Below are 24,228 nucleotides of genomic sequence, written 5' to 3' on the forward strand. Positions count from 1 at the left end.
AGCCAAAGGCATGCCGCAAACCCCGGGGATGGGTGCCGATCGCCCGCGGCCGCACACGAGGCCGCCGGCGGGCCGCGCCATGGCGGTCGGCGCAGGGGACCCGGACGGCAGGATCGTCAGGGTCCGTGCCGAACCTGTCCATCGACCGAGCCGGAGCGTCCGGCGGTCCCCGCATTCGAATTTTGCGGACATCTCGCTTTGCGGGCATAGATGGCGACTTGCCCCACCGAGGCGCCGCCTATGGCCGATGACAAGGTTCGAGGACCCGCATCCTACTTCCCTTCCATCGAGAAGGCGTATGGGCGGCCGATCTCGGAGTGGCAGCGGTTCGTGCGCGACGCTTACCCCGCCAAGCACATGGAGCTGGTCGCGCTGCTGAAGACCGAACATGGCCTCGGCCACGGACACGCCAACGCGATTGTCGCCCATACTCTGGCCCAAGACGGCCTGAAATAGACGGCAGCGTCCTGCGATTGAGAGAGACTGGCCCGCGACAGGGGCATGGCCCGCTTTGGATTCCGCGCCGCTAGGGTCGAATAACGCGGGCACGCTGCCACCGTGGTGGCAACAATGGAGAACCTTCGCTGATGGGAGGGTTCACCTAGGACGACAATTGCCGGATGCTCTCCGCGCTACGCTTGAGAAGCTCAAGCGCGGGCGCGTGCCTGTCCTCCGTGAAGCGCGCTGTGAGTCCGGATACGACCAACGCGCCTTGCAGGACGTTCGCGGTGTCGAAGACCGGCACGGCCACCGAAGTCGTGTGCGGCTCGCGTCCCTGGCCGATGAGGTGCCCGTCGGAGCGGATCTGTTCCAGCTGCGGGCCGGGCTGCCCCATGAAAGCCAGAAGGACCGGTCCGGCAATGCCGCTGTCTAACGGGAAGCGAGCCCCCTCATCCACGTGATGGCGGGCAGCCCATTTGGAATTCTCGCGGAAAAGGCAGACTCGGGACCGACCTTCGACAACATAAAAAGACACGCTCTCGCCGGTCTCATCGCGGATCCGGGCGAGAATCGGCCGGACGAGTTCCTCAAGCTGAAAGCCGCGGCGATAGACCTGGGCAAGTTGCCAGATCTTCGGGCCGAGGCGGAACGGCCGCCCGGGCTTGCGTTGCAGCATGCCCGCCTCTTCCAAGCTCGTGCACAGCCGAAGCGCCGTTGTTTTGTGAAGCCCGGAATAGGCTGCCAGCTCGGTAAGCGTGAGCGCCTCTGCCCCGTCAAGGAAGGCGTCGAGCAGGCCGAGCGCCTTCACAACCGTGCCGGGCGCAGCCCCGAGGTCCCTGCTGCCGTCGTCGTCCATCATTGCTTTCGTTCTCATCTCCGCCTCCCGCGTCGCAAAATAATGCAAATGCTCAAAAAATAGGCTGAAAAAAAGCTGGCGAAAATATCACCAGGTTCCGTTGACATGATCCGGATGGAGTTTCAATATTCGGTTTCAGAATTTCAATAAATGAAACTTTCAGTGGCAATGGGGACACGGCTGTCATGGCGCGCGAGTTGGACCGAATGACCTATGACGAGGTGGAGGGGTTTCTGACCTCCGGCTCCGGCATCCTTCTGGTGCCGGTGGGCTCGACCGAAGAGCACGGGACGCATGGCCCGCTCGGCACCGACACTTTCACGGCCCGCATCGTCTGCCGGAAGGTCGCCGAACTCATCGATGCAGTCGTCGCGCCCGCATTGCCCTACGGCATGGCGTGCGACCAGGCGAACTTCAAGGGCACCGTCACGCTCCGCCCGATGACCCTGTCTCTGGTGGTGAAAGAGCTATGCGAGAACTTCGCCCGCGATGGTTACCGCCTGGTCCTCTTCATCAGCGGACATCGCGGCAACGACCATCCCTGCATCACCGGCGTGCAGGAAGCCGCCTACAACTGCTCAACGCACTTCCTGTACATGAGCTATCAGGACGCCAATCGCGGACGGCTGCGCGAGGTGCTGGGCGATGCGGCCGACCACGTCAATCCCGATGACTTGAAATACGGCGCGGACGGCCATGGCGGGTCGACTGAGCTGTCCATCGCTATGGCGCATGCCAAGGGGTCGGTGAAGCTCGACAAGCGCAAGAAGCCGGACCGGCATCTCGCCGATGCGATCCGCTCCTTCCCGTTCAAGGCCGTGCTCAACATGGAGGAGTTCGCGCCGACCGACGGGTTTTTCGGCGACCCCGGCATCTGCTCCGAGGAACTCGGCGAGCGCATCGCGGACAGCACCGCATCGCGGATCGCCTCGGAGGTGCTCCGTTATCTCGAAATCTTCCCGGCCCGCACGCAGAGGATCGCCTGAAATGTCCATCGATCGACGCGCATTCCTCGCAGCAGCGGGGGGCCTCGGTGTCGCCGGGGCTTTTTCCATCGGCACCGGTTTCGCGATTGCCCAAGGCACGGCACCCGTGCGTCTGGGCGAGGCGAAAGGCGCCGGCCAGTCCGCCGAATTCGTCCTGGCGAGCCATGACGGCCTCTTCAAGAAGCGCGGGCTGGACGTGACATTGTCGCCCTTCGGCTCCGGGGCCGCCATGGGGCCCGCCCTGGTGGCCGGCAGCCTGGACATCATCGCCACCGGCGACGTGCCGGGAATCCCTTTGATGTCGGCGATGGGCGGGGCCATCAAGGCGCTCTGCCCCCTGTCGGAGTTTTCCGCGGACCAGGCCATCGTCGTTGGCAAGAAAATAAAGCAGCCGCAAGATCTTAAGGGCGCAAAGATCGCCCTGTACAAAGGCAGCGTCGCAACCCTGCTGATCGAGCGCTATGCCGCGCAGAACGGGCTCAAGACCGAAGACATCACCCTCATCCACATGGATCCCGTGCAGCAGCCGCCGGCGCTGGCGAACGGCGATATCGACGGCTATGTCAGTTGGGAGCCGCACATTTGGAGCGCCACCAAGCGCTTCCCTGAAAGCCGCGTGCTCGCGCGCGGGGACGAGCCAAAGCGGTACATCAGCGCCTATAACCTTTTATTGGTTCGCGAGCCGTTTCTGAAAGAAAATCGCGAAACGGTGAAGCTGTTCGTCGCCGCCCTCGTGGAAGCTCTCGAAGAGCTGAACAAGGATCCGAACGTCGCCAATCGCACTGCGGTCTACATTCGTGATATCCTGGGTGTCGACATTGCGGCCGACGTTCTCGCGGTCATGATGAAGCGGCGGAAATACACCATGTCCATCACGCCGGAATTCATCGCGGCGGAGAAGGTCAATACGGATTTTCTTTTCGATCTTGGACGTCTGAAAACCAAGCCCGACATCATGAGCTGGCTCGACCCCAGCGTCCTGCGCGAGGTCAGGCCGGACATGGTGACGATCTGATGGCACAGATCGTATTCGACAACGTCACCAAGGTTTACGAGGACCCTGACCGCGGCCACGTCCAGGCGCTGTCGCGCGTCAATCTGGAGATCGAGGAAGGGTCCTTCATCTGCATCCTCGGACCGAGCGGCTGCGGCAAGAGCACCCTGCTGTCCATGCTCGGGGGCTTTGCCCAGCCGAGCACGGGGCGGGTGCTGCTCGACGGCATGCCGACATCGGTGCCCGGACCGGACCGGGGCGTGGTGTTCCAGGCCTATGCGCTGTTCCCCTGGCTGAACGTGCTGGAGAACATCCGCTTCGGCCTGACGTGCCGCAACGTGGCCGACAGCGCCGGAATCGCCAACAGGCTCATCAAGCTGTTCGGCCTCGAGGGGTTCGAGGCCAAGTATCCGCACGAGCTTTCAGGCGGCATGTCGCAGCGGGTCGCGATTGCCCGCACGCTGGCGAACGACCCCAAGGTGCTGCTCATGGACGAGCCGTTCGCCGCGGTGGACGCCCTGACACGCGAATTTCTTCAGGACGAGCTCCTTCGGGTGTGGGAGCAGGATCGCAAGACGATCCTGTTCGTCACCCATTCCATCATGGAGGCGGCCTACCTCGCTGACGAGGTGTTGGTCTTCGCGGCCCGTCCGGGCCGCATCCTGCACCGCGTCCGCATCGCGGCGCCCCGGCCGCGCCATCGCTCCGACGCCGCTTTTCTCAAGGAATACGCCAACCTCGAAGTGCTGTTCCGGGGAGGCCACTGATGAGCATGGAGCAGGTCAAGATCGAAGCGTCCGCCCCCGCGGCCGCTTCGCGCCCGCGCCGCCGCCGGAGCCAGCGCTTGGCGGAGCGCACGCTGGCCTTGGCGGGGTTCTTTGCGGCGTGGCAACTGATCGCCATGTCGGGCGCGTTCACGCCCGTCCTGCTGCCTTCGCCGATGGCGGTGCTGCAGGCGGGCTGGGAGATGCTGCTGTCCGGCGCGCTGCTGCCCCATATCGCCGCCAGCCTCGCACGGGTGTGCCAGGGCTTCGTGCTGGCGACGCTCATCGCCGTGCCGCTCGGCATCGCCACCGGCTGGAGTGCGCGCACCGGCAACTTCATCGAACCCATCGTCGAGTTGTTCCGGCCGATCCCCGTGCTCGCCATCCTGCCGCTTGCCATCCTGTGGTTCGGCATCGGCGAAGCATCGAAGATTTTCCTCATTACATACGGCTCTTTCTTTCCGATCTTCATCAATACGATAGCCGGGGTGAGGTTTGTCGATCCGGTCTATGTTCAGGCGGCGGAAAGCCTCGGCGCCACCAGGATGCAGATCTTCCGCCGAGTGGTCCTGATGGCTGCGATGCCGGATATCGTGGTGGGGCTCCGGCTCGGGCTCGGCTTCGCCTTCCTCACGCTGGTGGCGGCCGAGATGATCGCTTCAACGCGCGGCATCGGCTACCTCATCGTCGACACACAGCTCACGTTCCAGACCGACCGCACCATGGTGGCGATGCTTCTGTTCGGCTTCCTGGGCTTCTTCATGAGCATGCTGCTGCTGCTGATCGAGCGGCGTCTGCTGAAGTGGAAGCGCGGGCTCGCTTCCAGGCACTAGAGCACGCGCTGATCAGTCCGGATCGCAAGCCGATCGGATAAAGGTGTTCTCTAACAGATATTTAGCCTCCAGTCGGCTGCCGAGGACGATTCTCATGACATCGCGTGTAGACGCCGTGATCCGCCACGTCGAGCAACTCGAGGCGGGCCATGCCGGACCCAAGGGCATTGTTGTCGCCCCGCAGCCTCTGGCGGTCGAGGTGGGCGCCCACATCCTGCGCGAGGGCGGCAACGCGATCGACGCTGCCCTCGCCACCGCCTTCGCCCAGGGCATCGTCGATCCCTTCATGGGCGGTATCGGCGGCTTCGGCTGCCTGTGCCTGCACGCGGCGCAGGCCGGCAAGAGCGTCGCCATCGGGTTTCACGGAAAGGCCGGCTCCAAGGCGCGCCCCGACATCTTCCAGGCGGATGTCGTCGGCCAGATCCACGGCCATGGCGAACGCTACGAGGTGAAGGGCGCGGTCAACCAGGTCGGCCATCGCTCGGTGGTGGTGCCGGGCACGCTGGCCGGCTTCGCCGCGGCGCACCAGGCCCATGGCCGCCTGCCGTGGCACGTCCTGTTCGAGCCGGCAATCGCGCTGGCGCGCGCTGGCATCGCGCTGCCCGGCGAGGTCTATGACCGCTGGGTCGCGGTGCCCGAACCGGGTCATCGCAGCTGCTGGGAGCGCGTGAATGCGACGCAGGCCTGCCGCGACATCTTCACCCGCGACGGCGCGTTCTTGCCGCCCGGCGCGCTGCTGCGCCAGCCCGACTATGCCGCGGTTCTGGAACGGATCGCCAAGGTCGGCGCGCAGGATTTCTACACCGGTGAAATCGCGGCAGCCATCGTCGAGGAGTTCCGCAGGAACAATGGGCTGTTCGACGCCGAGGACATGGCCGCCTACCGGCCGACGGTCGGTGAGCCGGTGACCGCCGAGTATCGGGGCTACGAGGTGCGCACGATGCCCCTGCCCGCCAGCGGCCCGCAGCTCGCCCAGATGCTGGACGTGCTGAAGCATCTGCCGCTCGGCCGGATCTTCGCGCGCGACCCCAAGCTCTATGTGCATCTCGTCGCCCGCGTGATCCTCGCAGGCTTCGCCGATCGCGCCCGGCACTATGGCGATCCGCAATTCACCGATCCGCCGCTCGCATTGCTGCGTTCGCCGGACTATGTCGCGCAGCTTCTGGAGCGCGTCTGCGGCGACGATCGGATCGAGGTTCCGGGAATGACCTATCGGGAGGCACCGACCACCACGAATGTCTGCGTGCTGGATTCCGAGGGCAATGCGCTCGCCATGACCCATACGCTGGGCTCCGCCTCCGGCGTCGTGGTGCCGGGGCTGGGCTTCGTCTTCAACAATTGCATGTATCAGTACAACCCGATGCCGGGCATGCCGAATTCCATCGCGCCGGGCAAAAGCCGGATGACCGGCATCACCCCGACGCTTCTGCTGCGCGACGGCCAGCCCCGTGCCGCGATCGGCGGGCTCGGCGGCACGCGCATCCTCACCGCGGTGATGCACACGCTTCTGAACGTGGTGGACCTGGGCATGACTCCGGTGGAGGCGGTGGACGCGCCGCGATTTCATGCCGAGGGGCCCTGGCTGGAGTTGGAAGCCAGGCTGACGCCCGGAATGGGCGATTATCTCACCGGAAAGGGATGGAACCTGCGGCCCTCGCCGAGAGGCTATGACCGGGCATTCGCCATCGCCCATATCGCCTTGCGCCATCCCGATGGACGCTTCGCAGGCGGGTCCGATCCGCGGGGCGGCGGCGGGCTCGCGCTCGCCTGACGCGGCCGGAGCGGACAGCCCGGCTGCCGTTCGCGCCCCATTGCCCGTCCGCTCCGGTCGGAGGCCTATCCAGGAAAGTCTATTGCGGATCTCGATCGTGACCCACGCCATCGTTCGCTTCAATGCCCTGCCCCGGATTCCGCGGATGCTCGCGGCGGCCATCTGCGTTGTCGCCGGCAGCCTGCTCGCGTATGCCGCCGGCATTCCGCTGCCATGGTTGCTGGGGGCGTTGGCGGTCTCAGGCGGCCTTTCGATGTCGGGCGTAGATCTCGGCATCTCCGATAACGTGCGCAAGATCGGCCAGGTGGTCGCGGGCTTCTCGGTTGGATTGTTCTTTACGCCGGCCGTAGGCGCGCGGGCGCTGGAGCTCGGCTGGATCATGGTGCTCACCGGGTGCGCGTCGATCCTCGTTTCCGTGGTCCTATCCGTCTTCCTCGCGAAAGCGGGCGCCTGCGACCGGCGTAGCGCGTTCTTCGCCATGATGCCGGGAGGCCTGGCGGAAATGGCCGGCTTCGCGCATCAGTTCGGCGCCAACATCACCCTGGTCTCGCTGTCCCAGAGCCTGCGCGTCATCACCATCGTGCTCACTTTGCCGCCGATCCTGGCGCTGACGATCGGCAGCGGAGCGAGGGACCTGCCGCACCATGCCTCGCTGTCCTTAGGGCCGATGCTCGCCGGCCTGGCGGTTGCGGCGTGCATCGGCGCGGGGCTGAATCGGCTGCGGGTGTTCAACCCCTGGCTGCTCGGCGGCCTGATCGTCGGCATCGCCCTCGGTCTCGCATTGGAGGAGCATCTCTATGCGCCGCCCTATGCGCGTGCGTTCGCGCAGGTGGCGATCGGTGCCGCGCTTGGCGCCCGGTTCCAGTGGAGCATTCTGCGGGCGCTCGGGTTCCGCTTCCTGCCGGCCACCATCATCTCCACCATGCTTTTGATGGCGGCGAACGGTCTGTCAGCGTTGGCGATCATATCGTACCTGGATTTTCCCACGGGCGTGCTCGCGACGGCACCCGGCGGAATCGCCGAGATGTCACTCACCGCCGAGGCGCTCCATCTCGCGCCGCCGCTGGTCACGGCCTGGCAATTGGTGCGGATCATCCTCGTCGCGCTGCTGACAGGGCCGATCTTTAAAATCTATAACGGGCTGACCAAGTAGATCGCCACGTCGGGCTTTGGAAAGCCCTTCCCAGCCGCGCGCACTTTCACGGCGAGGTCGGCATAACGTCGTGCGGCAGCGATATCGAATGGCAAGACACGGTCGGCGAACAGCTCCATCACCCCGTCCAGGGCTTCGGTGAGCTGGTCTTTGCGCTTGCCTGCGGGTCCGCCTCAGGGATCCCCCTCCAGATCGATCCCGCAGACGGCGGCGACCCGCAGATGGCAAGGCATCTCTGTCTCGCCCGTCGATGCTGCCGATACTCAAAGCGCGCTGGCACGCGTCAGGCAGCCTCGTTCACCACCGGGTTGCGCAGGACACCAATCCCGCTGATCTCGACCTCCACGATATCGCCGGCCTTCATCCACAATGGCGGCGTGCGCTTCGCCCCCACGCCGCCGGGCGTTCCGGTGACGATCACGTCCCCCGGCTCAAGCGTCAGCACGGTCGAGCAATAACGGATCAGGGCGGGGATGTTGGTGATGAGCAGATCGGTGGTGGCGTGCTGCACCACCGTGCCGTTAAGGCGGGTTTCCAGCGTCAGGTGGCCCGGATCAGGGATTTCGTCGCGCGTCACCAGCCAGGGGCCGAACGCGCCGGTCCTTGCAAATGTCTTGCCGGCGCCGAACTGTGAGGTGTGCCGCTGCCAATCACGGATTGAGCCTTCATTGTAGCAGGCATAACCCGCCACCGATGCCAGCGCGTCCTGTTCGCGGATGCGGCGTCCGCCGCGTCCGATCACCAGCGCCAGTTCGCCCTCATAGTCGAACTGGTCGGATTCCAACGGCGTCACGATGGGCTGGAGATGGCCGACCTGGCTTTCCGGATAGCGCGTGAAGAAAGACGGGTTCTCGGTCACTGTGCGCCCGGTTTCCTCCACATGGTCCCGATAATTCAGTCCAATGCAGATGATCTTGCCGGGGTCGGGGATCACTGGAAGCAGGATTACATCCGCGAGCATCCAGTCAGGCGCGCTGATCTCCGCAATGCGCCGGGCATCATCCAGCGCATCGGCGGCGATGAGCTGCCGCAGGCCAGTAATGCCGCGATCCTGAAAATGCGGGCAGAGATCGACGATCCTGTCGCCCACTACGACACCGAAGCGCGCGCGACCGCCCGCCTCGAAAGATACGAGTTTCATGGGTGACCTTTCACCGTGAAGAGTACTTTGCGTCGCAGGACCCCGTCATTCCGCAGCGATGGCCGCGTCGAGCCAGGCGCAGTTGGCGGGGTTTGGCGCCCTGATCCCGCGCCGGGCGGCATCGAGGCGCATCTCGCGCAGCCGGGTGCGCTGTTCCTCGGCCATGTAGAGACGCTCGTGCCCCCACAGGCTCGGCCCGTCATGAGTCTCGAAGGGCTGCCAGGACTGTGGGTCGATGACCTGCGCGCCCCAGCCATACTCGACGAAGAATTTCGACGGCGTATGGGCGTAGAACGAAGTCATGTGGTCGTTGGTGTGTCGCCCCAGCGTGTAGGCGATGCGGCCGTCCTCAAGCTGGGCGAGGTCGTAGCCCTGGCCGACATCGTCGAGGCTGTGCAGTTCCACCATGAAGTGATGGAAGCTCTGCTTGCCTGATCCCACCATCGCGAAGCTGTGGTGCCGCCCGTTGACATGGAAAAAGTAAAGGGGAAACGGCTTCAGCCCGTAATCGGTCACGCTGAACCCCAGGATGTCCCGATAGAACGGCACCGCCTGGTCGATATTGGTCACGTTGAGCACGGCATGGCCCATGCCGTAAGGGCCGGTCTTGAAGCCCGATATGGGCCGGCCCGGCACGAACGGATCGCTGGCGATCTCCGGGGAATGAAAGATCTCCACGTGGTGCCCGTTGGGGTCGGTGAAGACGATGAGGTCGGCCACCCGCCGCTCCACCGCCAGCGCCCGCGTCCCCCGCCGCACCGCGACGCCGTGCCGGTCGAGGCGGGCCGCCATCGCCTCCAGCGCGGCATGGTCCTCGACTTCCCAGCCCAGGAAGCCGAGGCCGTCATTGTCCGCCCCCGTCACCACAAGCCGCTGCTTGCGGTCATCCATGCGGAAAGTGCGCACGGCGCCGCCGCTATCCACCGCCTGCATTCCCAGCAGGCCGGTGGCGAAGCTGCTCCAGTCGTCCACATTGCTGGATTGCACGCCGATATAGCCGAGGGCCTTGATCGTCATGGCGCATCTCCTTTGCGCGGTTCGAGGCGCGGCAGGCCTATTGCTTCTGGATGCCGCGGGCATCGATCACGCGGCTGAATTCCGTGATCTCGCGCCGGATGCGGTCGGCGAATTCGGCCCCCGTGCTGGCGGTAGCGTTGGCACCGAACTTGGCCAGTTCCTGCGCAAAGTCGTCGGACAGGACGATGGCCGTGATCTCGCGCCTCAGCCTCTCGACCACTTCGGGCGGTGCCCCCTTGCGCATGGCGAGGCCCAGCCAGGATTCATAGGCGAGGCCGGGGACGATATCGCCGGAGAAGGGCACCTTCGCCATCTCGGACGGCACCTTGCGGGATGTTACGGCGAGAGGCCGCATCGCGCCCGCTGTCATCTGCGGCAGCGCAAAGGTCATGGTGTCGATCATCATGTCCACCCGCCCGGCGAGGAAGTCGGGCAGCGCGGCGGAACTGCCGCGATAAGGCACGTGGATGAATTCCGTCCCCGTCGCCGCACTCAACCATTCCCCCAGCAGATGATGGGCGGTGCCATCGCCCACGGAATAATAGGTCAGCGTCTTCGGCTTGCTCTTGGCGGCGGCGATGATGTCCACGAAGCTGGCATAGGGTGAATCTGGCCGGACGCCGAAGACCATGCCGTAGGTCGCCGCCGTGGTGAGCCAGTCGAGATCCTCCACCGGATCGAACGGCATGCTGGCGCGCATGGCGGCGGTGACCGAATGGGCGCTGGCCAGAAGCAGCAGGCTGTACCCGTCTGCGGGCTGGCGCAGCACCTGGCTGGTGGCGAGGAAGCCACCCGCGCCAGGCCTGTTCTCCACCACCACCGGCTTGCCGAGGCGAACCGTGAGCCTCTCCGCGACGAGGCGAGCAACGATGTCGGAACTGCCGCCCGGCGCAAAGCCTACGATGATCTTCACCGGATGGGTGGGATACGGTTCCTGCGCGTAGGCGGCACCTGAGACCCCGGCCAGGGCGCACGCTGTCGAAAGGGCCGCAAACACCACCGCTCGCGCGCGGCGGACAATGTCGGACGTCCTGGTGCGCCGTTTCTCATCCCGCGGCGACTGGCTGACCTGTGAAATCATAGCGTCTCCTCCTGATTTTTTTGGTTCTGATGCCGGACCCGAGAGGTTGCCGTGTTCCTGCGCGAGCGATGCGGGCCGCTCCCCTGCGCGGCAGCGCGGGGAAGCCGCCCAGCTCGGACCTGACGGATGGCCTAGAGAACGGCACGTGCGATCTCCACAGTGCGCCGGTAATGGGCGGCAAGGGCATTCGTGGCGGCGTTCACATCTCCGGCCATAACGGCCTGGACGATCAGATCGTGCTCTGCCGCGACGTCCCGGGCCGCAGCCTCGCGCCCTTTCACTGAGAGCCGGCGATATCTTTCGCTATGAACGAAAAGCGTGCTGCGAAATCTGAGAAGCCACGGGGATCCGCAAGCATCCAGCAAGGTCAGGTGAAAACGTTCATGCGCCTCCGACCAGGCTTCATTGGTGCGGTCGGGCGCGTCCTGCTGGCGCTGGGGAATACTGGAGAGGCGCTGGTGCGAGGCAGCAATACGCTCGCGCCACTCCGCGCCTCCCCGCTCCATGGAGCGGCGCAATGCTTCGCCCTCGATCTGGATCCGGGTCTCCGTCACATCGATCAGGTCATCCAAGCTGACAGGGCTGACGCGAAACCCCTTCTGGTCCACGGACGTCACGAAATTATCCGAGAGCAGGCGGACCAGCGCTTCCCTCACCGCAGTGAGACTGACCCGCAGCCGCTCGGCGATGGCCGCCGCCCGAAGGGGCTGTCCGGCCTTCAGGTCGCCGGTGAGCACTTCCGACCGCAGGCGCACAAAGACAGCGGACGTGACACTCCGTGGCGCCTCCTCGCCCGGCCTCAGGACCTCTTCCACCCCGCGATCCGATACAAGCACACTCGCCTCCATTAATTTAATATCGATATTGCATAATGCAGATTTGTCAACGGCGATGCAGGTGCCCTCGAGGTCGAGCCGCGCATCCTGGTGCGGCTTGTCGCGTGTGACCGCGGTGATGTCCTGCACGAAGTCGAAGATGCTCTCGGGCTTGCGCCCTTCCCGGCCGAAGGACCAATGGTTCGGCTCGACGGACGCATCCGCCCCGGGCAGGACCAGCGACAGCCGCTCCGCACTGGACCGGCTCGCCTCCACAGGGATGCGGGACGTCTCCACCAGGCGCGACCGGCTATGATCGGCCCGGCCCCGCACCATGCCAAGAAGGGAAGGTGACAGACGGCATCAAGCTTCGAGGCGGCGCCAGCGATGGCCTTCGCGGCATCGCCTTTTTCTTCGCAACCAGGCCCGTCGAGCCGAAAATCGCCACGTGACGGCCCAGTTCCCGGTCGCTGTCGGTGCAGATCTCCACACCTCGATTGTGCGCATTGCACCCAGCTTGACCTGTTCGGCCTCGAGCCCGGTCGCGCCGATGGCCCCCACCGTTTCGATGCCGGAACGCCGATGGACAGCTCGGCGCATCACCAGTTCTGTCGATGCGCCTCCACGGCGGTGGAGATAATTCTTTGGCACTCGGGTCCGCGAAGCGACCCCTGGTGCGGGCTGCGATCTTCCAGGCCCGGGACGTCTCACTGCGCGTGATCCCCATGCGAAACACCTTCGGACTGATTTCCGGCTTGTGGCTCGGCATGCTGGCGGCGTTGCCGGCTTCGGCGATACCGCTTGCGCCATCCCCGGTGCCTGGCACCGCCATCGTGACCCCCGTCGCCCAGGGCTGTGGCCCGGGCTGGTGGCGCGGACCCTGGGGGCATTGTCGCGATACCCCTTATACCGGCCGCGTGCCGGGCGGCGGGTGGGTCTATGACCTGCCCCCCACCTACGGCTATTTCGGCAATGGCTGCCCGCCCGGCTATTGGCATGGCCCCTGGGGGCATTGCCGCGACACCCCCTATCACGGCCGGCTGCCCGGCGGCGGATGGCAGTGACGGAAAAAGGCCTCTCCGCCCTGAGATCCCATGACACGAAAGATCCGACCATGAACCGCAGCCTCATGGCCGCCCTGGTGGGCGCACTCGTCATCGCAGCGCCTGGCGCGCGCGCCCAGACCGCACCGGCTGCCAGCGCGCCGCCGGAGGCTCCTGCCGTGGAGCTTTACAGCGCGGCGGATGCGCAGGCCGTGCTCAATGCGCGCATTCTCGCGCTGAAGACGGTGACCGCCCTGACCCCGGAGCAAGAGAAGCTCTGGCTGCCTGTGGAAGCCGCCATCCGCGCGGTGGCGAAGCAGTCAGCCGAGCGCCGCGCCGAGCGCGCGAAGGCGCCACAGCCGGCCGATTTCGTGGACATCCTGGACCGCATCGCCGATGCCGAGGCGCTGCGGGCGCGGGACCTGAAGACCGTGACGGTTGTGTTGAAGCCTCTCGTCGCGTCTCTCACGCCGGAGCAGCAGCGGCGCATTCCCGCTTTCCTCGGCCTGCGCGAGGGCTTCGGCCTGCCCCAGCCCACCGCCGAGATCTGGCTGTTCGAGGAAGAAAACTGACGCCAAATCAATATTATCTCAACAACCCCGGTCTCAAGGAGGCTCCCATGTCCATATCCTTCCTGCATTCGAGGGGCATCGAAGCCCCGATCAAGATCCCGACCATTGGGCTCGACCTGTTCGTGCGCATGCCGCCGGCGGCGAGTTCAGGCGAATTCTGCTTTATCGAGACCATCAATGCTCCGGGCGCCGGTCCACCCCGGCATCGCCACCGCGAAGCGGAGATCTTCCGCGTCATCGAGGGCCGATATCTCTATGAGGCGGACGGCCGGCGCTTCTATGCCGAGGCCGGCGACGTGGTGAGCATTCCCGGCGGGGTCGAGCACGGCTTCTGCAACGTCACTGACAAGCCCGCACGCCAATACATCCTGATGACCCCAGCGCTCGATGCGGCGGCCTTCTTCACCGAGCTCGCCGGCGTGATGCACGACGGCATCCCCGACCAAGCTGCGCTCAATGCCTTCGGGCTGAAGTGGCACGTGGAGTTTCTCGGTCCGCCGGTAAGCAAAAACGACCAGCCCACGGACTGAAGCAGGAACAGCCCGCCCTTCCAGTCGACCCAAACCACGGTCCGCGGCGCGGGCCGAGCCATGAGACACTCAGGAGGACATCGTGACGGATCGCGTTCTCATCGTCGGCGCGGGACCGGTCGGACTGACCATGGCCCTGGAGCTGGCGCGCTATGGCGTGCAGGTCCGTATCATCGACAAGATCCCGGATGCGGAGCACACGTCGCGCGCGGTCGCGGTGTGGCCGCGCACGCTGGAGCTTCTGGATCGGTCCGGCGCGGCGGCGGATCTGATTCCTCTGGGGAACAAGGTCACCGTCGCCAACCTCTTGTCGGGTGGCCGGCGCGTGGCGGCGTTGTCTCTCGATCAGGTGCCCTCGCCCTATCCCTTCGTGCTCATGGTACCGCAATACGACACCGAATCCGTGCTGCGGCGTCATCTCGCGGCCCACGGGGCCACGCCTGACCTTGGCACCGAGCTGCTGGCTTTCGAACAGGATGCGGACGGCGTCTCGGCCCGCCTGCGCGGCAGCGATGGTACCGAGAGCACCGAGCGCTTCGCCTTTCTGGTCGCCTGCGACGGGGCGCACAGCGTGGTGCGCCATCGCCTCGGCCTCGACTTCAAGGGCGACACCATGGGCCTCGACTGGACCCAGGGCGACTTTCACTTGAGCGGATATCCCTTCCCGTCTTCGCAGATGTCCATCTTCTGTCACGAGGACGGGCCGATGCTGTTCTTCCCCATGGGGCCCGATCGCGCCCGCATCATCACCAGCCTCGGCCCGACGACCGGAAAGCCAGCGGTGCCGCTGGACCAGGACGCTTTCCAGAAGGTGCTCGATGTTCGCGGCCCCGGGGGTATCACGCTCACCGGGACGGTCTGGATCAGCGCCTTCCACATCAACGAGCGGCAGGTGGACACCTATCGGAGAGGACGGGCTTTCCTCGCCGGCGACGCGGCCCACATTCACAGCCCGGCCGGCGGGCAAGGAATGAATACCGGCATGCAGGATGCCATGAACCTCGCCTGGAAGCTGGCCCTGGTGACCCGCGGCATCGCCGACGCGCCCGCGCTCCTGGACAGCTATGACCCCGAGCGCCGCCCGGTGGGCGCGCAGGTGATCGCCGCGTCCGGGCGGATGACCCGGATGGCGACGCTGGCCAACCCGATCCTGGAGCATCTGCGCGACGTGGCCGTTCATCTCCTGCTGGGCCTTGCACCGGTGCAGCGGGCCATGACCGGGCTGATGGCGGAAGTCTCAATCGGCTATCTCCATAGCCCCCTCAACGGCCCGTCCCGAGGCGATGCGCCGGCAGGGTCGCGGGTGCGGCCGGTAGTGGGCGAGGTGCCCTTCGGCGCGGGCGACACGCCGCTGTTCGCCGCGTGCGGCGGTGCAGGCGCGGCCGAACTCGCCTCCCGCTTTCCCCAGCTCGTGACGGCGCGGCGGTGTCCGTCCGATGGCGAACCTCTCCTCTCGCTGGTCCGGCCGGACGGCTACCTCGCGGCCGAGGTGCAGGATGCGGACTGGCAGGCCCTCGTCCCCTATCTGCACCAGATCGGGGCCGAACGCTGACCGCTCGTTGCTTAAGACAGATCCCGAACGGTCGTGGCGGTCGGAATGACAGCCCGCCGCACAAATGAAGGAATCGCAATGCCTCGCTTCCTGGATGCCGAAGAACTTGATCTGCTGGCAATCGGCGCTTGGATTCTCGGGACCGGGGGTGGCGGATCGCCCTATGCCTCCCACCTCGTCGCCCGGCACTTCTACGAGGACGGCGGCCGCATCGCGCTTCTGGATCCGGATGAACTGGCGGATGATGACGTTGTGGCCGTGGTCTCGACCATGGGTGCGCCGTTGGTGTTCCAGGAGCGGATGACCGATGCCGCCTTCGCCTTGAAGCCGGTGCGGGTCATGGAGGCCTTCCGGGGCAGGCCGTTCCGGGCCGTGATGACAGTGGAGATCGGCGGCTGCAACGCGTTCCAGCCGCTGCTCGTCGCCGCCGCATCGGGCCTGCCGGTGGTGGATGCGGACGCCATGGGCCGGGCCTACCCCGAGGCCCAGATGCAGACCTTCTCGATTGCGGGACTGGGGATGGTCCCGCACGTCGTCTCCGACATCCGCGACAATGACGTGATCATCCCCACCGCATCCGGCTGGCATGAAATGGAGCGCGTGCGGCGCAGGGTCTGCACGGAATATGGATCGGTCGCCACCACATGCCAGGCGCCGCGCACGGGGGCGGAGGTGAAGCGTCACGCGGTCCTGCGCAGCCTCTCGCAGGCCATCGCGCTCGGCCGCGAGGTGCGCCGCGCGAAGATGGCCCATGAGGACCCCGTCGAGGCGACCGTGGCCGCGGGCGGCGGCAAGCGGCTGTTCACGGGCAAGGTGATGGATGTTCAACGGCACACGACCGAGGGCTTCCTGCGCGGATCCCTCAACCTCGCGGGCCTGGGCGAGGATGCCGGCGCGTCCTTCGACATCGCCTTTCAGAACGAGTTCACCATCGGCCGGCGCGACGGCGCGGTGATCGTCACGACGCCCGACCTGATCTGCGTGCTCGACAGCATCTCGGGCGAGGCCATCGGCACGGAGAGCCTGCGCTACGGCCAGCGGGTCACGGTGATCGCCCTGCCGTCGCAGCCGATCCATCGGAGCGCGGAGGGGCTGCGCCACGTCGGTCCGCGCGCCTTCGGCCACGACGTCGAATTTCGCAGCGTCTTTGGGGAGGAGCTGGCATGAGCCGCATTGGAATCGATGTCGGCGGCACCAATACCGATGCTGTCCTGCTCGAGGGCGGCACGGTGCTCGCCGCGCTGAAGCGGCCGACCACCGTCGATGTCGCGGACGGCGTGCGCCAGGCGCTGGTTGATCTGGTCGCCGCGGCCGCCGGCCATCCGGCCCTGGGGAGGATCGAAGGGGTGATGATCGGCACCACGCATTTCACCAATGCCGTGGTGGAGCGCCGCCATCTGGATCGCGTCGCGGCGCTGCGCATCGGCCTGCCCGCCAATGCCGGCCTGCCGCCCTTCATCGGCTGGCCGAAGGACCTTGCGGCAGCGGTGCGGGGAAGCATCCACATGGTGGCTGGCGGTCACGAATATGACGGGCGGGCCCTGGTGCCGCTGGATCGTGCCGCCGTGCGGCGCGAGGCGCAGCGCATCGCCGACAGCGGCGTCCGCTCGGTCGCCATCACCAGCGTGTTCTCGCCGCTGACCGACGAATGCGAGCGCGAGGCTGCGGAGATCGTGCGGGAGGTGGTACCCGCGGCACGCATCACACTCTCCCACGAGATCGGACAGATCGGCCTGCTCGAACGGGAGAATGCGGCGCTGCTGAATGCCGGGCTGCAAGCCCTCGCGCAGCGCACCACGGCCGCTTTCGTGCGGGCGCTGCGGGACAGCGGTATCGCGGCGCCGCTCTATCTCACGCAGAATGACGGCACCATCGTGCAGGCGGCGGTGGCGGAACGCCATCCCGTCTATTGCTTCGCATCGGGCCCCACAAACAGTATGCGCGGCGCGGCCTTCCTCTCCGGCCTCGCGGACGCGCTGGTGGTGGATGTGGGCGGCACGACCACCGACGTGGGCTGCCTGAAGGGCGGGTTTCCGCGCCAAGCCAATGCGACGGTCGAAATCGGTGGGGTGCGCACGCTGTTTCGCATGCCGGACCTGATCTCCATCGGCCTCGGTGGCGGCACTGAAATTGCCGATGACGGGCGCCGGATCGGTCCGGGCAGCGTCGGCTTCCGGCTGCCGGAAAAGGCGCTGTGCTTTGGCGGCGGCACGCTGACCGCCACGGACATCGCCGTCGCGGCGGGACGGATCGCACTTGGAGATCCGGGACTGGTGCGCAGGCTTCCCGGTCCTCTGGTGGCGGACAGCCTCCGGCACATGGAAGGCATGGTTGCGGAGGTGGTGGACCGGATGAAGACCGATGCGGCGCCTATCCCCCTCATCGCGGTGGGCGGCGGCAGCTTTCTGGTGCCCGATAAGATGGATGGCGTCTCGCAGGTGGTACGTATCGAGCACCATGCCGTGGCCAATGCCGTGGGCGCCGCCATCGCCCAAGTGAGCGGCGAGGTGGACCGCATCTTCTCCGGTGTCGAGCGCGATGTGGCGCTCGACGAAGCGCGCCGGGAGGCGACGCGGCGGGCGATCGAGGCCGGCGCTGAAGCGAGCAGCGTGCAGACGCTCGACGTGGAGGACATTCCGATCGCCTATTTGCCCGGCAATGCGCGGCGCGTCCGCGTGCGTGTCGTCGGGGAGATCGCGCGGCTCGCCGCAGAGGGCGCACGTTTGTGATGGTAGGCATATGGCGGCGCCTTGCACTGCCATCCGGTGCAGCGGCCGTGTGGCTTCATTGCACCGAACTCCGCGGGGACAAGAATGCTCAATGATCTCAACGAAGAGACGTCCCAGGGACCGCTCGGGCGCGAAAGGCGCGTCTATCGGGAAGCCTCGCCGACAGAATTGATCTACATCGCTGCGCGCATGATCGTGGTGAGCCGCAGCAGCCTCTCGGGGATGGTCGGCAGGGCGCAGTTCGAGGCGGCGGTCGCCCACCTTGAAGCCCGATACGGAATCCTGCGCTCGGTGGTCGAGGACGGGCAGTTCGTGGAGCGGTCCGATGACCGTTCGGCGGTCGAGAGCTGGTTGCCCGCCGATGGCTGCTCCGCCGAGGCCATGTACGCGCAGTTGTTGAACGCCGACCTCGATACTGGGAAGACCCTCTATGCCATCCACGTCATCGCCGCCGATGACGCGATCGACGTCTTCATGCTCACGTCCCATGCGATCACCGATGCGACATCGCTGATCGAGCTGCATTCCTGTCTTGCCCATATGTGCGACTGCGTCGTGCGCGGGGAGGCGCCGGCGCTCCGCGCGCAGCCGTTCCCGACCCCGGTCGACGACGCGGTGAGCCGCAGCTTGGCGGCGCTTGGCACGGATGCGCCGTCGTCTTCCTATTGCGGTGGGTTCGCCGAGATTCCCATGCCCGGACCCCATGATAGCGGCCCTGTGACCCATCGCCTCGAACGCGTCCTGATCGGGGCGGAAACGCTGCATCGGATCAAGCAGGCGAGCCACGCCACCGGCTCTTCGGTGCACGCGCTCCTGTTGGCCGCGCTCGCTCTCGCCATACGTGACGTGGCGGAGGGACACCCGCGTCAGATTCTGATGAGATCATCGGTGGACATGCGCCGGCGGCTCGAGCCCCACGTTTCACCCGAACTGGTGTTCACGGCCATCACCGGGCACATCACGCCCGTCCCCGACCTCGACCGGCCCATGGTCGAAATCGCCCGGTTGATCTTTGACGATATCCATCAGGGGCTGGCGAACGGCAGCATCTTTCACGACTACATCAATTATCCCAGGGCGTTCGGCAGCGCTCAGCAGTCGCCGGTCGCCATCAATGTTTCCGACATCCAGACGGTGCAGTTTCATTGGCCGGTCGAGCGCCTGGCAGTAACCGGTTTCGAGTATGCATTGGGCTGGATGAAGAAATTTCCGAACGCCTCGGTGTCGGTCTACGACGGTCAGCTGATCGCCAACATCGTCTATGTGGAAGAGTTCGCCTCTCCGGCAACAATCCGGGCCATCTCGGGCGGCTTCGTCAGGAGGCTCGCTTCGGTTTGCGGACAATAAGCCTGCGCCCACGCGCGCGGCGCGGCTGCGGGCGATAAAGTTCCCTTTGCGATGAGCGGGACGGGACGGGGCGTCCAGACCTGGGCGCGCAGGCGCTGCGGGATCTGATCGACCGGGACGTCGGGTGCGGCGCCTTCCCGGTGCGCCTGCATCGCAACCGCGAGGGCTGCGGAGATCTGCTCGTCCAGGATCGAGGCATGCGGCGGCAGCAATCCGTGCAGATGGAACGCGTCGCGCTCTTCCTCGGACAAGGCTGCCCTTGTTGAGCCGGGGATCGGCCAGCAGTTCGTATCCGCTCTGCCTTGCAGATGAACGCGGCGGTCGCATCAGACGGGAAGATCGCTTCTCGCCTCGCCCGCCCGAGCGAGCTCGATGTAGGTGTCCGGTCCGTAATGCAGGGTGTTGCGGGCGTAATAGGGGGGCACCTGCATGTCGAATTGCGCGTGCCCGTGGCTGACATCGCTGCGCAGGAGGTCGGTGCGGCTGGCGATGTCGAGGCGCAGCCGCTCGCCCGGCTTCAGCACCACGGGCTGCGGTGTCAGGCTGAAACGAAGCGTCACCGGCACGCCCGGCACCAGCGGCTCCGGCGTGTCGATGTCGATGGCGATCTCGGTTGCGGTGCAGCGCGCGGTGTCGATCCTGCGGCAGGCGGGGCGGATCGCGCCCATGGACAGGATCTGGTAGGCGCCATCGGCCGAGACGAGGCCGGTGCGGGCCACCACGTAGGAATCGATCTCGTTCGAGCTGAAGGAGAGGCTCAAAGTCACGGGCCCGGTCAACTCCGTCTCTTCCTCCACCGGCAGTTCAAAGGTGAGGCGCTGGTTTTCCACCTCGTCGAAACCCGCCGTCACGATGGCGCCGAGCGGCACCGCCGCCCATCGGTTCGTCCCGCCTTTGCCCGGCGCGCGGTCGAGGCGATGGGTTGCGGCGTCGGCGCCATTGGAGGCCGGGTAGAGGCGCAGTGCCGTGCTGCCGGGCAGCGGCCAGTCCGGCGCGCTGCGATAGTCCTTGGCGCCTTCGGCCCAGTAGCGCACCCGCGGCTGCGCAGCATAGCCGTTGTCCGCGCCGTAGACGAGATGATCGAAGAAGGCGAGCGCCTCGATCTGCCAGGCATAGACCGGCAGGTCATAGGCCGCAGGGCCGACAATCAGCCAGCGCCGATCCTTCGGCGTGCCGGCATTCTCGAACAGATCGTAGGCGCCGAACTGGTGCAGGTTGAGGTAGCCGGCATTCTGGACGACGACGAACGGCACCTTGATATCCCCCAGCGCACCCGACGGCCCCGCCGGTAGGACGCTGGTCGCCCGGGTCTTGCCGTCGAGCATGAGGCCGGCGAACAGCCGACGCGTTGCAGGGGTCGGCGTCATCCGCCGAAATCCCTTCATGATCCGCGCCATGCGCTTCTTCAGTTGCGGCCACCACAGGTGCTTCAGGGCTGAGTTGGTGATGTGGCTCACCACCGCGCGCAGCAGCGGCGGCAGGTGCAGCCGGAATTGCAGGGGCGTGAAGTTCGCCCCCATCCAGAGCGCGAAGAAATCCGGCTGGGGTACGCCGCCGAACATGGCGATGTGGCGGAAATAGTCCGTACACATCTCGTTGGTGAAGAAACCCTTCAGCGCGGACGGCGACAAGCGCGCCACCTGCGGCTGGGTCAGCCCGTAATATGAGGTGCCGAACAGCACCACCTGTCCGTCGCACCAGGGCTGCGCGGCGGTCCATTGGATCACTTTGGCGTGGTCTTCGACGTCCGTGTCGTTGAGATAGACGGCGTCGGCTCCACCCGAGCGGCCCATGCCGCGCCGGGTCACGATGACATGCACATAGCCGCGATCGGTGAAGATCGGCGGGCTCCCGGTCTCGTTATTGCCCGCAGGCACGCCGGCAGCCTGCAATTCCTTGGAATAGGCCGCGAAGCAGATGACTGCGGGAAAGCGGCCGGGCGGCTTCGGCACATAGACATCGGCCGCAAGCGCGACGGCGGGCGCGACCTCGATCATCTGGTCTGCGAGGACGCGGCAGCCGAGCCCCGACTTTGCGGCGGGGCCGGGCGTCCAGCCGGCGAGTTGCGCGCCGAACAGACCGCCCTTCGGCGCGATCAGATTGTCCCAGAATCCGGGCTTCCCGTCTTTGGCCGTCATTTTCCTTCTCCCTCCCCGATCCCAGGCTGGCCGCGCCAGGTCGTGGCGCGGGGCAGCCTACAATTGCGAGATGTCGAGGCCGATCTTCTTCTGCGCCGCCAGCCGCATCTCGCGCACCACCCATTTCTGCGTGTCGTTCGGGATAAAGAAGCCCCCGATGCCGGACGAAAAGAGCAGGTCGAAGACGCGCTCCGTCACCTGGCCAAGCGCCTGCTCCAGGTCCGCTCCCGCCTCGGGCTTGGGCGGAACCATGATGATGATGGTGTCTTCCGCCTGCTCGATGATCTCGATCTTGAAATCCGGACCCGGCGTGTAGCCGAACTCTTCGCAGACCACCCCGACAGGATCGGCAATGAGCTTCGCGCGATAGTCGGGATCGGTGGCGATGCGCTCGTAATTCTTCTCGACGAAATCGGCATTGCTCATGGCTGATCTCCCCCGGTGCGGGCCGCATTGCGCAGGGCCAGCAGCTTGAATTTGGCAGCGACGGGCACGAGCCAGATGAAAAGCCCCTGGCTGGACCACAGATCCATCTGGTTGAGCGGCGCCGTCGGTGGCGGCGCGTTGGGCGTGCGGGCGGGCGGGATGGTGAAGTAGACCCGGTCGCGCCGCTGCACCACGATCTTCACCTTGACGCCCGCCGGCACCTCGACGCCCATGGATCCGAGCGCCGCGACGGGATCGCTCTCCACTTGCGCGGCGAACCCGTCGTCGCTCCAGACGCGTTTCGTCAGCTCTCGTTCGAAATCCCCCGACATGAGCGTTCCTCCATTCTGCTTGGGTTGGCTCCACCGGGGCAAAGGCGACCCGGGGCGGTGGCGGCGATGCTCACGGCTCGCGATCGATGATCAAGAAGCTCGGGCCTTGATGGGCGAGCGCGCGGGAAAGAACGTCGCCGACCCCCTGAAGGTCGTCGATCGTCTCGACGCGCGCGCCGAAGCCCTCGGCGATCTTGCGCATGTCCACGTTCGGATCGGTGAAATCCAGGCCGACGAAATGTGTGGTCGCGATGGTGGTTCCCATCACATTGCACCACAGGTCTTTCAACAGCCGGTATTCGTTGTTCACGAAGCAGATGAAGATGGACGGGATGGAATATTTCGCCGCCGTCCACAGGGCGTGGATCGAGAACAGGCTGCCGCCGTCGCCCACGAAGCAGGCGGCGTGCTTGCCGCTCGCCAGCCCGATGCCGACGCCGAGCGGCATGGCCCAGCCCAGTCCGCCGCCGCGGGGCGAGAAATGGACGTTCCGGAAGCCGAGGCGCACCGCCATATCCTGCACGATGGCGTCCTCGGAGGAGCCTTCCGTGATGATGTGGGTTCCCGGATCGAGATGGCGCAACACGGCGAGGATCAGCGCATCGCTCGCCCGCGCGCCGGACGCGGGATATTTGGCGTCGAGCGCCGCCTCGTCGACCGCACGCGGGACCGCAGGCTGGGTCTCCCCCCCCAGCGCCGCCGCCAGTGCATCCAGCGTCGCATGGATGTCGCCCAGCACCGCCATGTCGCAGGGAAAATCGAAGCCGAGCTGGCTGGCCGCCGGCGCGATCTGGATCACCTGCAAGTCCGGCGGCAGCGCCTGGAGGCCGTCATAGGTGAAGCTGTCCACCTTCTCGCCGACCAGCAGCATGGTGTGGTAGCGGCCCAACGTCTGGTTGATCGCCGTCGTGGTCGGCGGAAGCTGGCCGCGAAAGTTGGGATGCAGGGGATCGACCGTGCCCTGCACGTGGAAGGGGGCGGCATAGATGTCGGCGCCGAGCGCGCTCGCGATGCGGCTGACGGCGTCGATGCCGTGCGCCGCGCCCACCGCATAATCGGCGACGATGGCGAGCTTGCCTGCCGGCACCACCTTGAGCGCGCCCGCGACCTCGCCGATGGCGCGCGGCACCGCATCCTCAATGATGCGGGTCTTCTTGAACGCCGTATGCGCGGTCTCCTCCAGCATGAAGTTCATCGGAATGGAGAGGAACACCGGACCGGTCGGCTGGAGCCGCGCATGCAGGTAGCCGCGCTGCAGGGCGATGGCGAGATCGTCCGTGCGCGTCACCTCGTAAGCGTATTTGGTGGCGGTCTCCGCCAGCTGGACATTGGGCGCGCCCAGCACCGGATTGTGGATGAGGAAACGGGAATCCTGCTGCCCGTTGATCACAAGCAGCGGCACCCCCGACATGAGCGCGTTGCGCATATTGAACATGCCGTTGGCGAGGCCCGGATAGGTGTGCAGGCTGACGATGCCCGGCTTTCCGGTGATCAGCGCATAGCCCGCCGCGATGCCGACCGCGCTCGATTCATGCAGCGACAAAACATAGGTGGCCTTCGACGCGGCCACTGCCGCCAGGAAGGTGGTCTCCGTCGTCCCCGGATTGCCGAAGACGAAGGGAATATCATACGTCTCAAGGAAATCCTGGATAAGCTCGCCACCGGTCCGGGTCGTCATCGTTTCCTCCAAGAAGAGCATGCTGTTTA

General features: G+C 66.0%; 23 protein-coding genes and 1 pseudogene. 14 read left to right on the top strand and 10 right to left on the bottom strand.

The window, feature by feature from the left end; translation table 11 throughout:
• Window positions 1–240 precede the first annotated feature (240 nt).
• Window positions 241–456, top strand: a complete 216-nt coding sequence (locus tag EDC64_RS14840; RefSeq protein ID WP_132032687.1) for a DUF4287 domain-containing protein — start codon at window positions 241–243, stop codon at window positions 454–456.
• Window positions 457–601: 145 nt separating this feature from the next.
• Here EDC64_RS14840 and EDC64_RS14845 read toward each other — a convergent pair whose 3' ends face one another.
• Window positions 602–1,300 carry an IclR family transcriptional regulator gene (locus EDC64_RS14845; RefSeq protein WP_165933785.1) on the bottom strand — a complete coding sequence of 233 codons (699 nt, stop codon included), beginning with the start codon at window positions 1,298–1,300 and terminating at the stop codon, window positions 602–604.
• 182 nt (window positions 1,301–1,482) lie between these two features.
• Here EDC64_RS14845 and EDC64_RS14850 point away from each other — a divergent pair, with 182 nt between their 5' ends.
• The 6 genes from EDC64_RS14850 (at window position 1,483) to EDC64_RS14875 (ending at window position 7,798) form a co-directional block, all read left to right on the top strand.
• Entirely contained in the window at window positions 1,483–2,283 is an 801-nt protein-coding gene (locus tag EDC64_RS14850) for a creatininase family protein (protein WP_132032691.1), read from the top strand.
• A gap of 1 nt (window position 2,284) precedes the next feature.
• Entirely contained in the window at window positions 2,285–3,298 is a 1,014-nt protein-coding gene (locus EDC64_RS14855) for an ABC transporter substrate-binding protein (protein WP_132032693.1), read from the top strand.
• Window positions 3,298–4,044: an ABC transporter ATP-binding protein gene (locus EDC64_RS14860; protein WP_132032695.1), complete on the top strand. Its 747-nt coding sequence runs from the start codon at window positions 3,298–3,300 to the stop codon at window positions 4,042–4,044. The genes EDC64_RS14855 and EDC64_RS14860 overlap by 1 nt, the downstream gene beginning before the upstream one ends.
• Window positions 4,044–4,874, top strand: a complete 831-nt coding sequence (locus tag EDC64_RS14865) for an ABC transporter permease (RefSeq protein ID WP_132032697.1) — start codon at window positions 4,044–4,046, stop codon at window positions 4,872–4,874. Before EDC64_RS14860 ends, EDC64_RS14865 begins: the two co-directional genes overlap by 1 nt.
• Window positions 4,875–4,968: 94 nt before the next feature.
• Entirely contained in the window at window positions 4,969–6,645 is a 1,677-nt protein-coding gene (locus EDC64_RS14870) for a gamma-glutamyltransferase family protein (RefSeq protein ID WP_132032699.1), read from the top strand.
• A 97-nt stretch (window positions 6,646–6,742) separates the two neighbouring features.
• Entirely contained in the window at window positions 6,743–7,798 is a 1,056-nt protein-coding gene (locus EDC64_RS14875) for an AbrB family transcriptional regulator (RefSeq protein ID WP_165933786.1), read from the top strand.
• Window positions 7,799–7,806: 8 nt separating this feature from the next.
• Here EDC64_RS14875 and EDC64_RS14880 read toward each other — a convergent pair.
• The 5 genes and pseudogenes from EDC64_RS14880 to EDC64_RS14900 form a co-directional block, all read right to left on the bottom strand.
• Window positions 7,807–7,965 (bottom strand): annotated as a pseudogene (locus EDC64_RS14880) (PIN domain-containing protein); the annotation flags it as partial.
• Between the two features lie 116 nt (window positions 7,966–8,081).
• Entirely contained in the window at window positions 8,082–8,939 is an 858-nt protein-coding gene (locus EDC64_RS14885; protein ID WP_132032703.1) for a fumarylacetoacetate hydrolase family protein, read from the bottom strand.
• A 45-nt stretch (window positions 8,940–8,984) separates the two neighbouring features.
• Window positions 8,985–9,956, bottom strand: coding sequence for a VOC family protein (locus EDC64_RS14890; protein WP_132032705.1), 972 nt, complete (start codon window positions 9,954–9,956; stop codon window positions 8,985–8,987).
• A gap of 37 nt (window positions 9,957–9,993) precedes the next feature.
• A complete protein-coding gene (locus EDC64_RS14895; protein ID WP_132032707.1) occupies window positions 9,994–11,037 on the bottom strand; it encodes a Bug family tripartite tricarboxylate transporter substrate binding protein in 1,044 nt (347 codons plus the stop codon).
• 131 nt (window positions 11,038–11,168) lie between these two features.
• Window positions 11,169–12,149: a GntR family transcriptional regulator gene (locus tag EDC64_RS14900; RefSeq protein ID WP_207916096.1), complete on the bottom strand. Its 981-nt coding sequence runs from the start codon at window positions 12,147–12,149 to the stop codon at window positions 11,169–11,171.
• A gap of 428 nt (window positions 12,150–12,577) precedes the next feature.
• On the opposite strand from EDC64_RS14900, the gene EDC64_RS14905 reads away from it, so the two are divergent.
• From EDC64_RS14905 to EDC64_RS14935, 7 genes are all read left to right on the top strand, one after another.
• On the top strand, window positions 12,578–12,916 hold the full coding sequence (locus EDC64_RS14905; protein ID WP_420808963.1) for a GCG_CRPN prefix-to-repeats domain-containing protein: 339 nt from the start codon (window positions 12,578–12,580) through the stop codon (window positions 12,914–12,916).
• A gap of 65 nt (window positions 12,917–12,981) precedes the next feature.
• Entirely contained in the window at window positions 12,982–13,467 is a 486-nt protein-coding gene (locus EDC64_RS14910; protein ID WP_245504720.1) for a Spy/CpxP family protein refolding chaperone, read from the top strand.
• Between the two features lie 47 nt (window positions 13,468–13,514).
• Window positions 13,515–13,997 (top strand): cupin domain-containing protein, encoded by a 483-nt coding sequence (locus tag EDC64_RS14915; protein WP_132032713.1) that lies wholly within the window; start codon window positions 13,515–13,517, stop codon window positions 13,995–13,997.
• A gap of 82 nt (window positions 13,998–14,079) precedes the next feature.
• Window positions 14,080–15,549 (top strand): FAD-dependent oxidoreductase, encoded by a 1,470-nt coding sequence (locus EDC64_RS14920; RefSeq protein WP_132032715.1) that lies wholly within the window; start codon window positions 14,080–14,082, stop codon window positions 15,547–15,549.
• Between the two features lie 78 nt (window positions 15,550–15,627).
• Window positions 15,628–16,716, top strand: a complete 1,089-nt coding sequence (locus EDC64_RS14925) for a DUF917 domain-containing protein (protein ID WP_132032717.1) — start codon at window positions 15,628–15,630, stop codon at window positions 16,714–16,716.
• The gene (locus EDC64_RS14930) at window positions 16,713–18,278 is read left to right on the top strand and encodes a hydantoinase/oxoprolinase N-terminal domain-containing protein (protein ID WP_132032719.1); all 1,566 of its coding nucleotides are present in this window, start codon (window positions 16,713–16,715) and stop codon (window positions 18,276–18,278) included. The genes EDC64_RS14925 and EDC64_RS14930 overlap by 4 nt, the downstream gene beginning before the upstream one ends.
• 84 nt (window positions 18,279–18,362) lie before the next feature.
• Window positions 18,363–19,625 carry a phthiocerol/phthiodiolone dimycocerosyl transferase family protein gene (locus tag EDC64_RS14935; protein WP_132032721.1) on the top strand — a complete coding sequence of 421 codons (1,263 nt, stop codon included), beginning with the start codon at window positions 18,363–18,365 and terminating at the stop codon, window positions 19,623–19,625.
• Window positions 19,626–19,951: 326 nt separating this feature from the next.
• Here EDC64_RS14935 and EDC64_RS14940 read toward each other — a convergent pair whose 3' ends face one another.
• The 4 genes from EDC64_RS14940 to EDC64_RS14955 all read right to left on the bottom strand — a co-directional run bounded on the left by EDC64_RS14940 (window position 19,952) and on the right by EDC64_RS14955 (window position 24,199).
• Entirely contained in the window at window positions 19,952–21,763 is a 1,812-nt protein-coding gene (locus EDC64_RS14940; RefSeq protein WP_132032723.1) for a CocE/NonD family hydrolase, read from the bottom strand.
• Between the two features lie 57 nt (window positions 21,764–21,820).
• Window positions 21,821–22,189 (bottom strand): hypothetical protein, encoded by a 369-nt coding sequence (locus tag EDC64_RS14945; RefSeq protein ID WP_132032725.1) that lies wholly within the window; start codon window positions 22,187–22,189, stop codon window positions 21,821–21,823.
• Window positions 22,186–22,521, bottom strand: coding sequence for a hypothetical protein (locus EDC64_RS14950; protein ID WP_132032727.1), 336 nt, complete (start codon window positions 22,519–22,521; stop codon window positions 22,186–22,188). Before EDC64_RS14950 ends, EDC64_RS14945 begins: the two co-directional genes overlap by 4 nt.
• A gap of 70 nt (window positions 22,522–22,591) precedes the next feature.
• The gene (locus EDC64_RS14955; protein WP_132032729.1) at window positions 22,592–24,199 is read right to left on the bottom strand and encodes a thiamine pyrophosphate-binding protein; all 1,608 of its coding nucleotides are present in this window, start codon (window positions 24,197–24,199) and stop codon (window positions 22,592–22,594) included.
• Window positions 24,200–24,228: the final 29 nt, after the last annotated feature.

Origin of the sequence: Aquabacter spiritensis, assembly GCF_004346185.1 — a bacterium.
In the GTDB taxonomy this organism is placed as follows: Bacteria; Pseudomonadota; Alphaproteobacteria; order Rhizobiales; family Xanthobacteraceae; genus Aquabacter; species Aquabacter spiritensis.

What these genes read in the sequence shown, in the direction of transcription:
- EDC64_RS14840 (WP_132032687.1), top strand. Translation starts at nt 241, where the DNA reads ATGGCCGATGACAAGGTTCGAGGACCCGCATCCTACTTCCCTTCCATC.
- EDC64_RS14845 (WP_165933785.1), bottom strand. Translation starts at nt 1,300, where the DNA reads ATGATGGACGACGACGGCAGCAGGGACCTCGGGGCTGCGCCCGGCACG.
- EDC64_RS14850 (WP_132032691.1), top strand. Translation starts at nt 1,483, where the DNA reads ATGGCGCGCGAGTTGGACCGAATGACCTATGACGAGGTGGAGGGGTTT.
- EDC64_RS14855 (WP_132032693.1), top strand. Translation starts at nt 2,285, where the DNA reads ATGTCCATCGATCGACGCGCATTCCTCGCAGCAGCGGGGGGCCTCGGT.
- EDC64_RS14860 (WP_132032695.1), top strand. Translation starts at nt 3,298, where the DNA reads ATGGCACAGATCGTATTCGACAACGTCACCAAGGTTTACGAGGACCCT.
- EDC64_RS14865 (WP_132032697.1), top strand. Translation starts at nt 4,044, where the DNA reads ATGAGCATGGAGCAGGTCAAGATCGAAGCGTCCGCCCCCGCGGCCGCT.
- EDC64_RS14870 (WP_132032699.1), top strand. Translation starts at nt 4,969, where the DNA reads ATGACATCGCGTGTAGACGCCGTGATCCGCCACGTCGAGCAACTCGAG.
- EDC64_RS14885 (WP_132032703.1), bottom strand. Translation starts at nt 8,939, where the DNA reads ATGAAACTCGTATCTTTCGAGGCGGGCGGTCGCGCGCGCTTCGGTGTC.
- EDC64_RS14890 (WP_132032705.1), bottom strand. Translation starts at nt 9,956, where the DNA reads ATGACGATCAAGGCCCTCGGCTATATCGGCGTGCAATCCAGCAATGTG.
- EDC64_RS14895 (WP_132032707.1), bottom strand. Translation starts at nt 11,037, where the DNA reads ATGATTTCACAGGTCAGCCAGTCGCCGCGGGATGAGAAACGGCGCACC.
- EDC64_RS14905 (WP_420808963.1), top strand. Translation starts at nt 12,578, where the DNA reads ATGCGAAACACCTTCGGACTGATTTCCGGCTTGTGGCTCGGCATGCTG.
- EDC64_RS14910 (WP_245504720.1), top strand. Translation starts at nt 12,982, where the DNA reads ATGGCCGCCCTGGTGGGCGCACTCGTCATCGCAGCGCCTGGCGCGCGC.
- EDC64_RS14915 (WP_132032713.1), top strand. Translation starts at nt 13,515, where the DNA reads ATGTCCATATCCTTCCTGCATTCGAGGGGCATCGAAGCCCCGATCAAG.
- EDC64_RS14925 (WP_132032717.1), top strand. Translation starts at nt 15,628, where the DNA reads ATGCCTCGCTTCCTGGATGCCGAAGAACTTGATCTGCTGGCAATCGGC.
- EDC64_RS14930 (WP_132032719.1), top strand. Translation starts at nt 16,713, where the DNA reads ATGAGCCGCATTGGAATCGATGTCGGCGGCACCAATACCGATGCTGTC.
- EDC64_RS14935 (WP_132032721.1), top strand. Translation starts at nt 18,363, where the DNA reads ATGCTCAATGATCTCAACGAAGAGACGTCCCAGGGACCGCTCGGGCGC.
- EDC64_RS14940 (WP_132032723.1), bottom strand. Translation starts at nt 21,763, where the DNA reads ATGACGGCCAAAGACGGGAAGCCCGGATTCTGGGACAATCTGATCGCG.
- EDC64_RS14945 (WP_132032725.1), bottom strand. Translation starts at nt 22,189, where the DNA reads ATGAGCAATGCCGATTTCGTCGAGAAGAATTACGAGCGCATCGCCACC.
- EDC64_RS14950 (WP_132032727.1), bottom strand. Translation starts at nt 22,521, where the DNA reads ATGTCGGGGGATTTCGAACGAGAGCTGACGAAACGCGTCTGGAGCGAC.
- EDC64_RS14955 (WP_132032729.1), bottom strand. Translation starts at nt 24,199, where the DNA reads ATGACGACCCGGACCGGTGGCGAGCTTATCCAGGATTTCCTTGAGACG.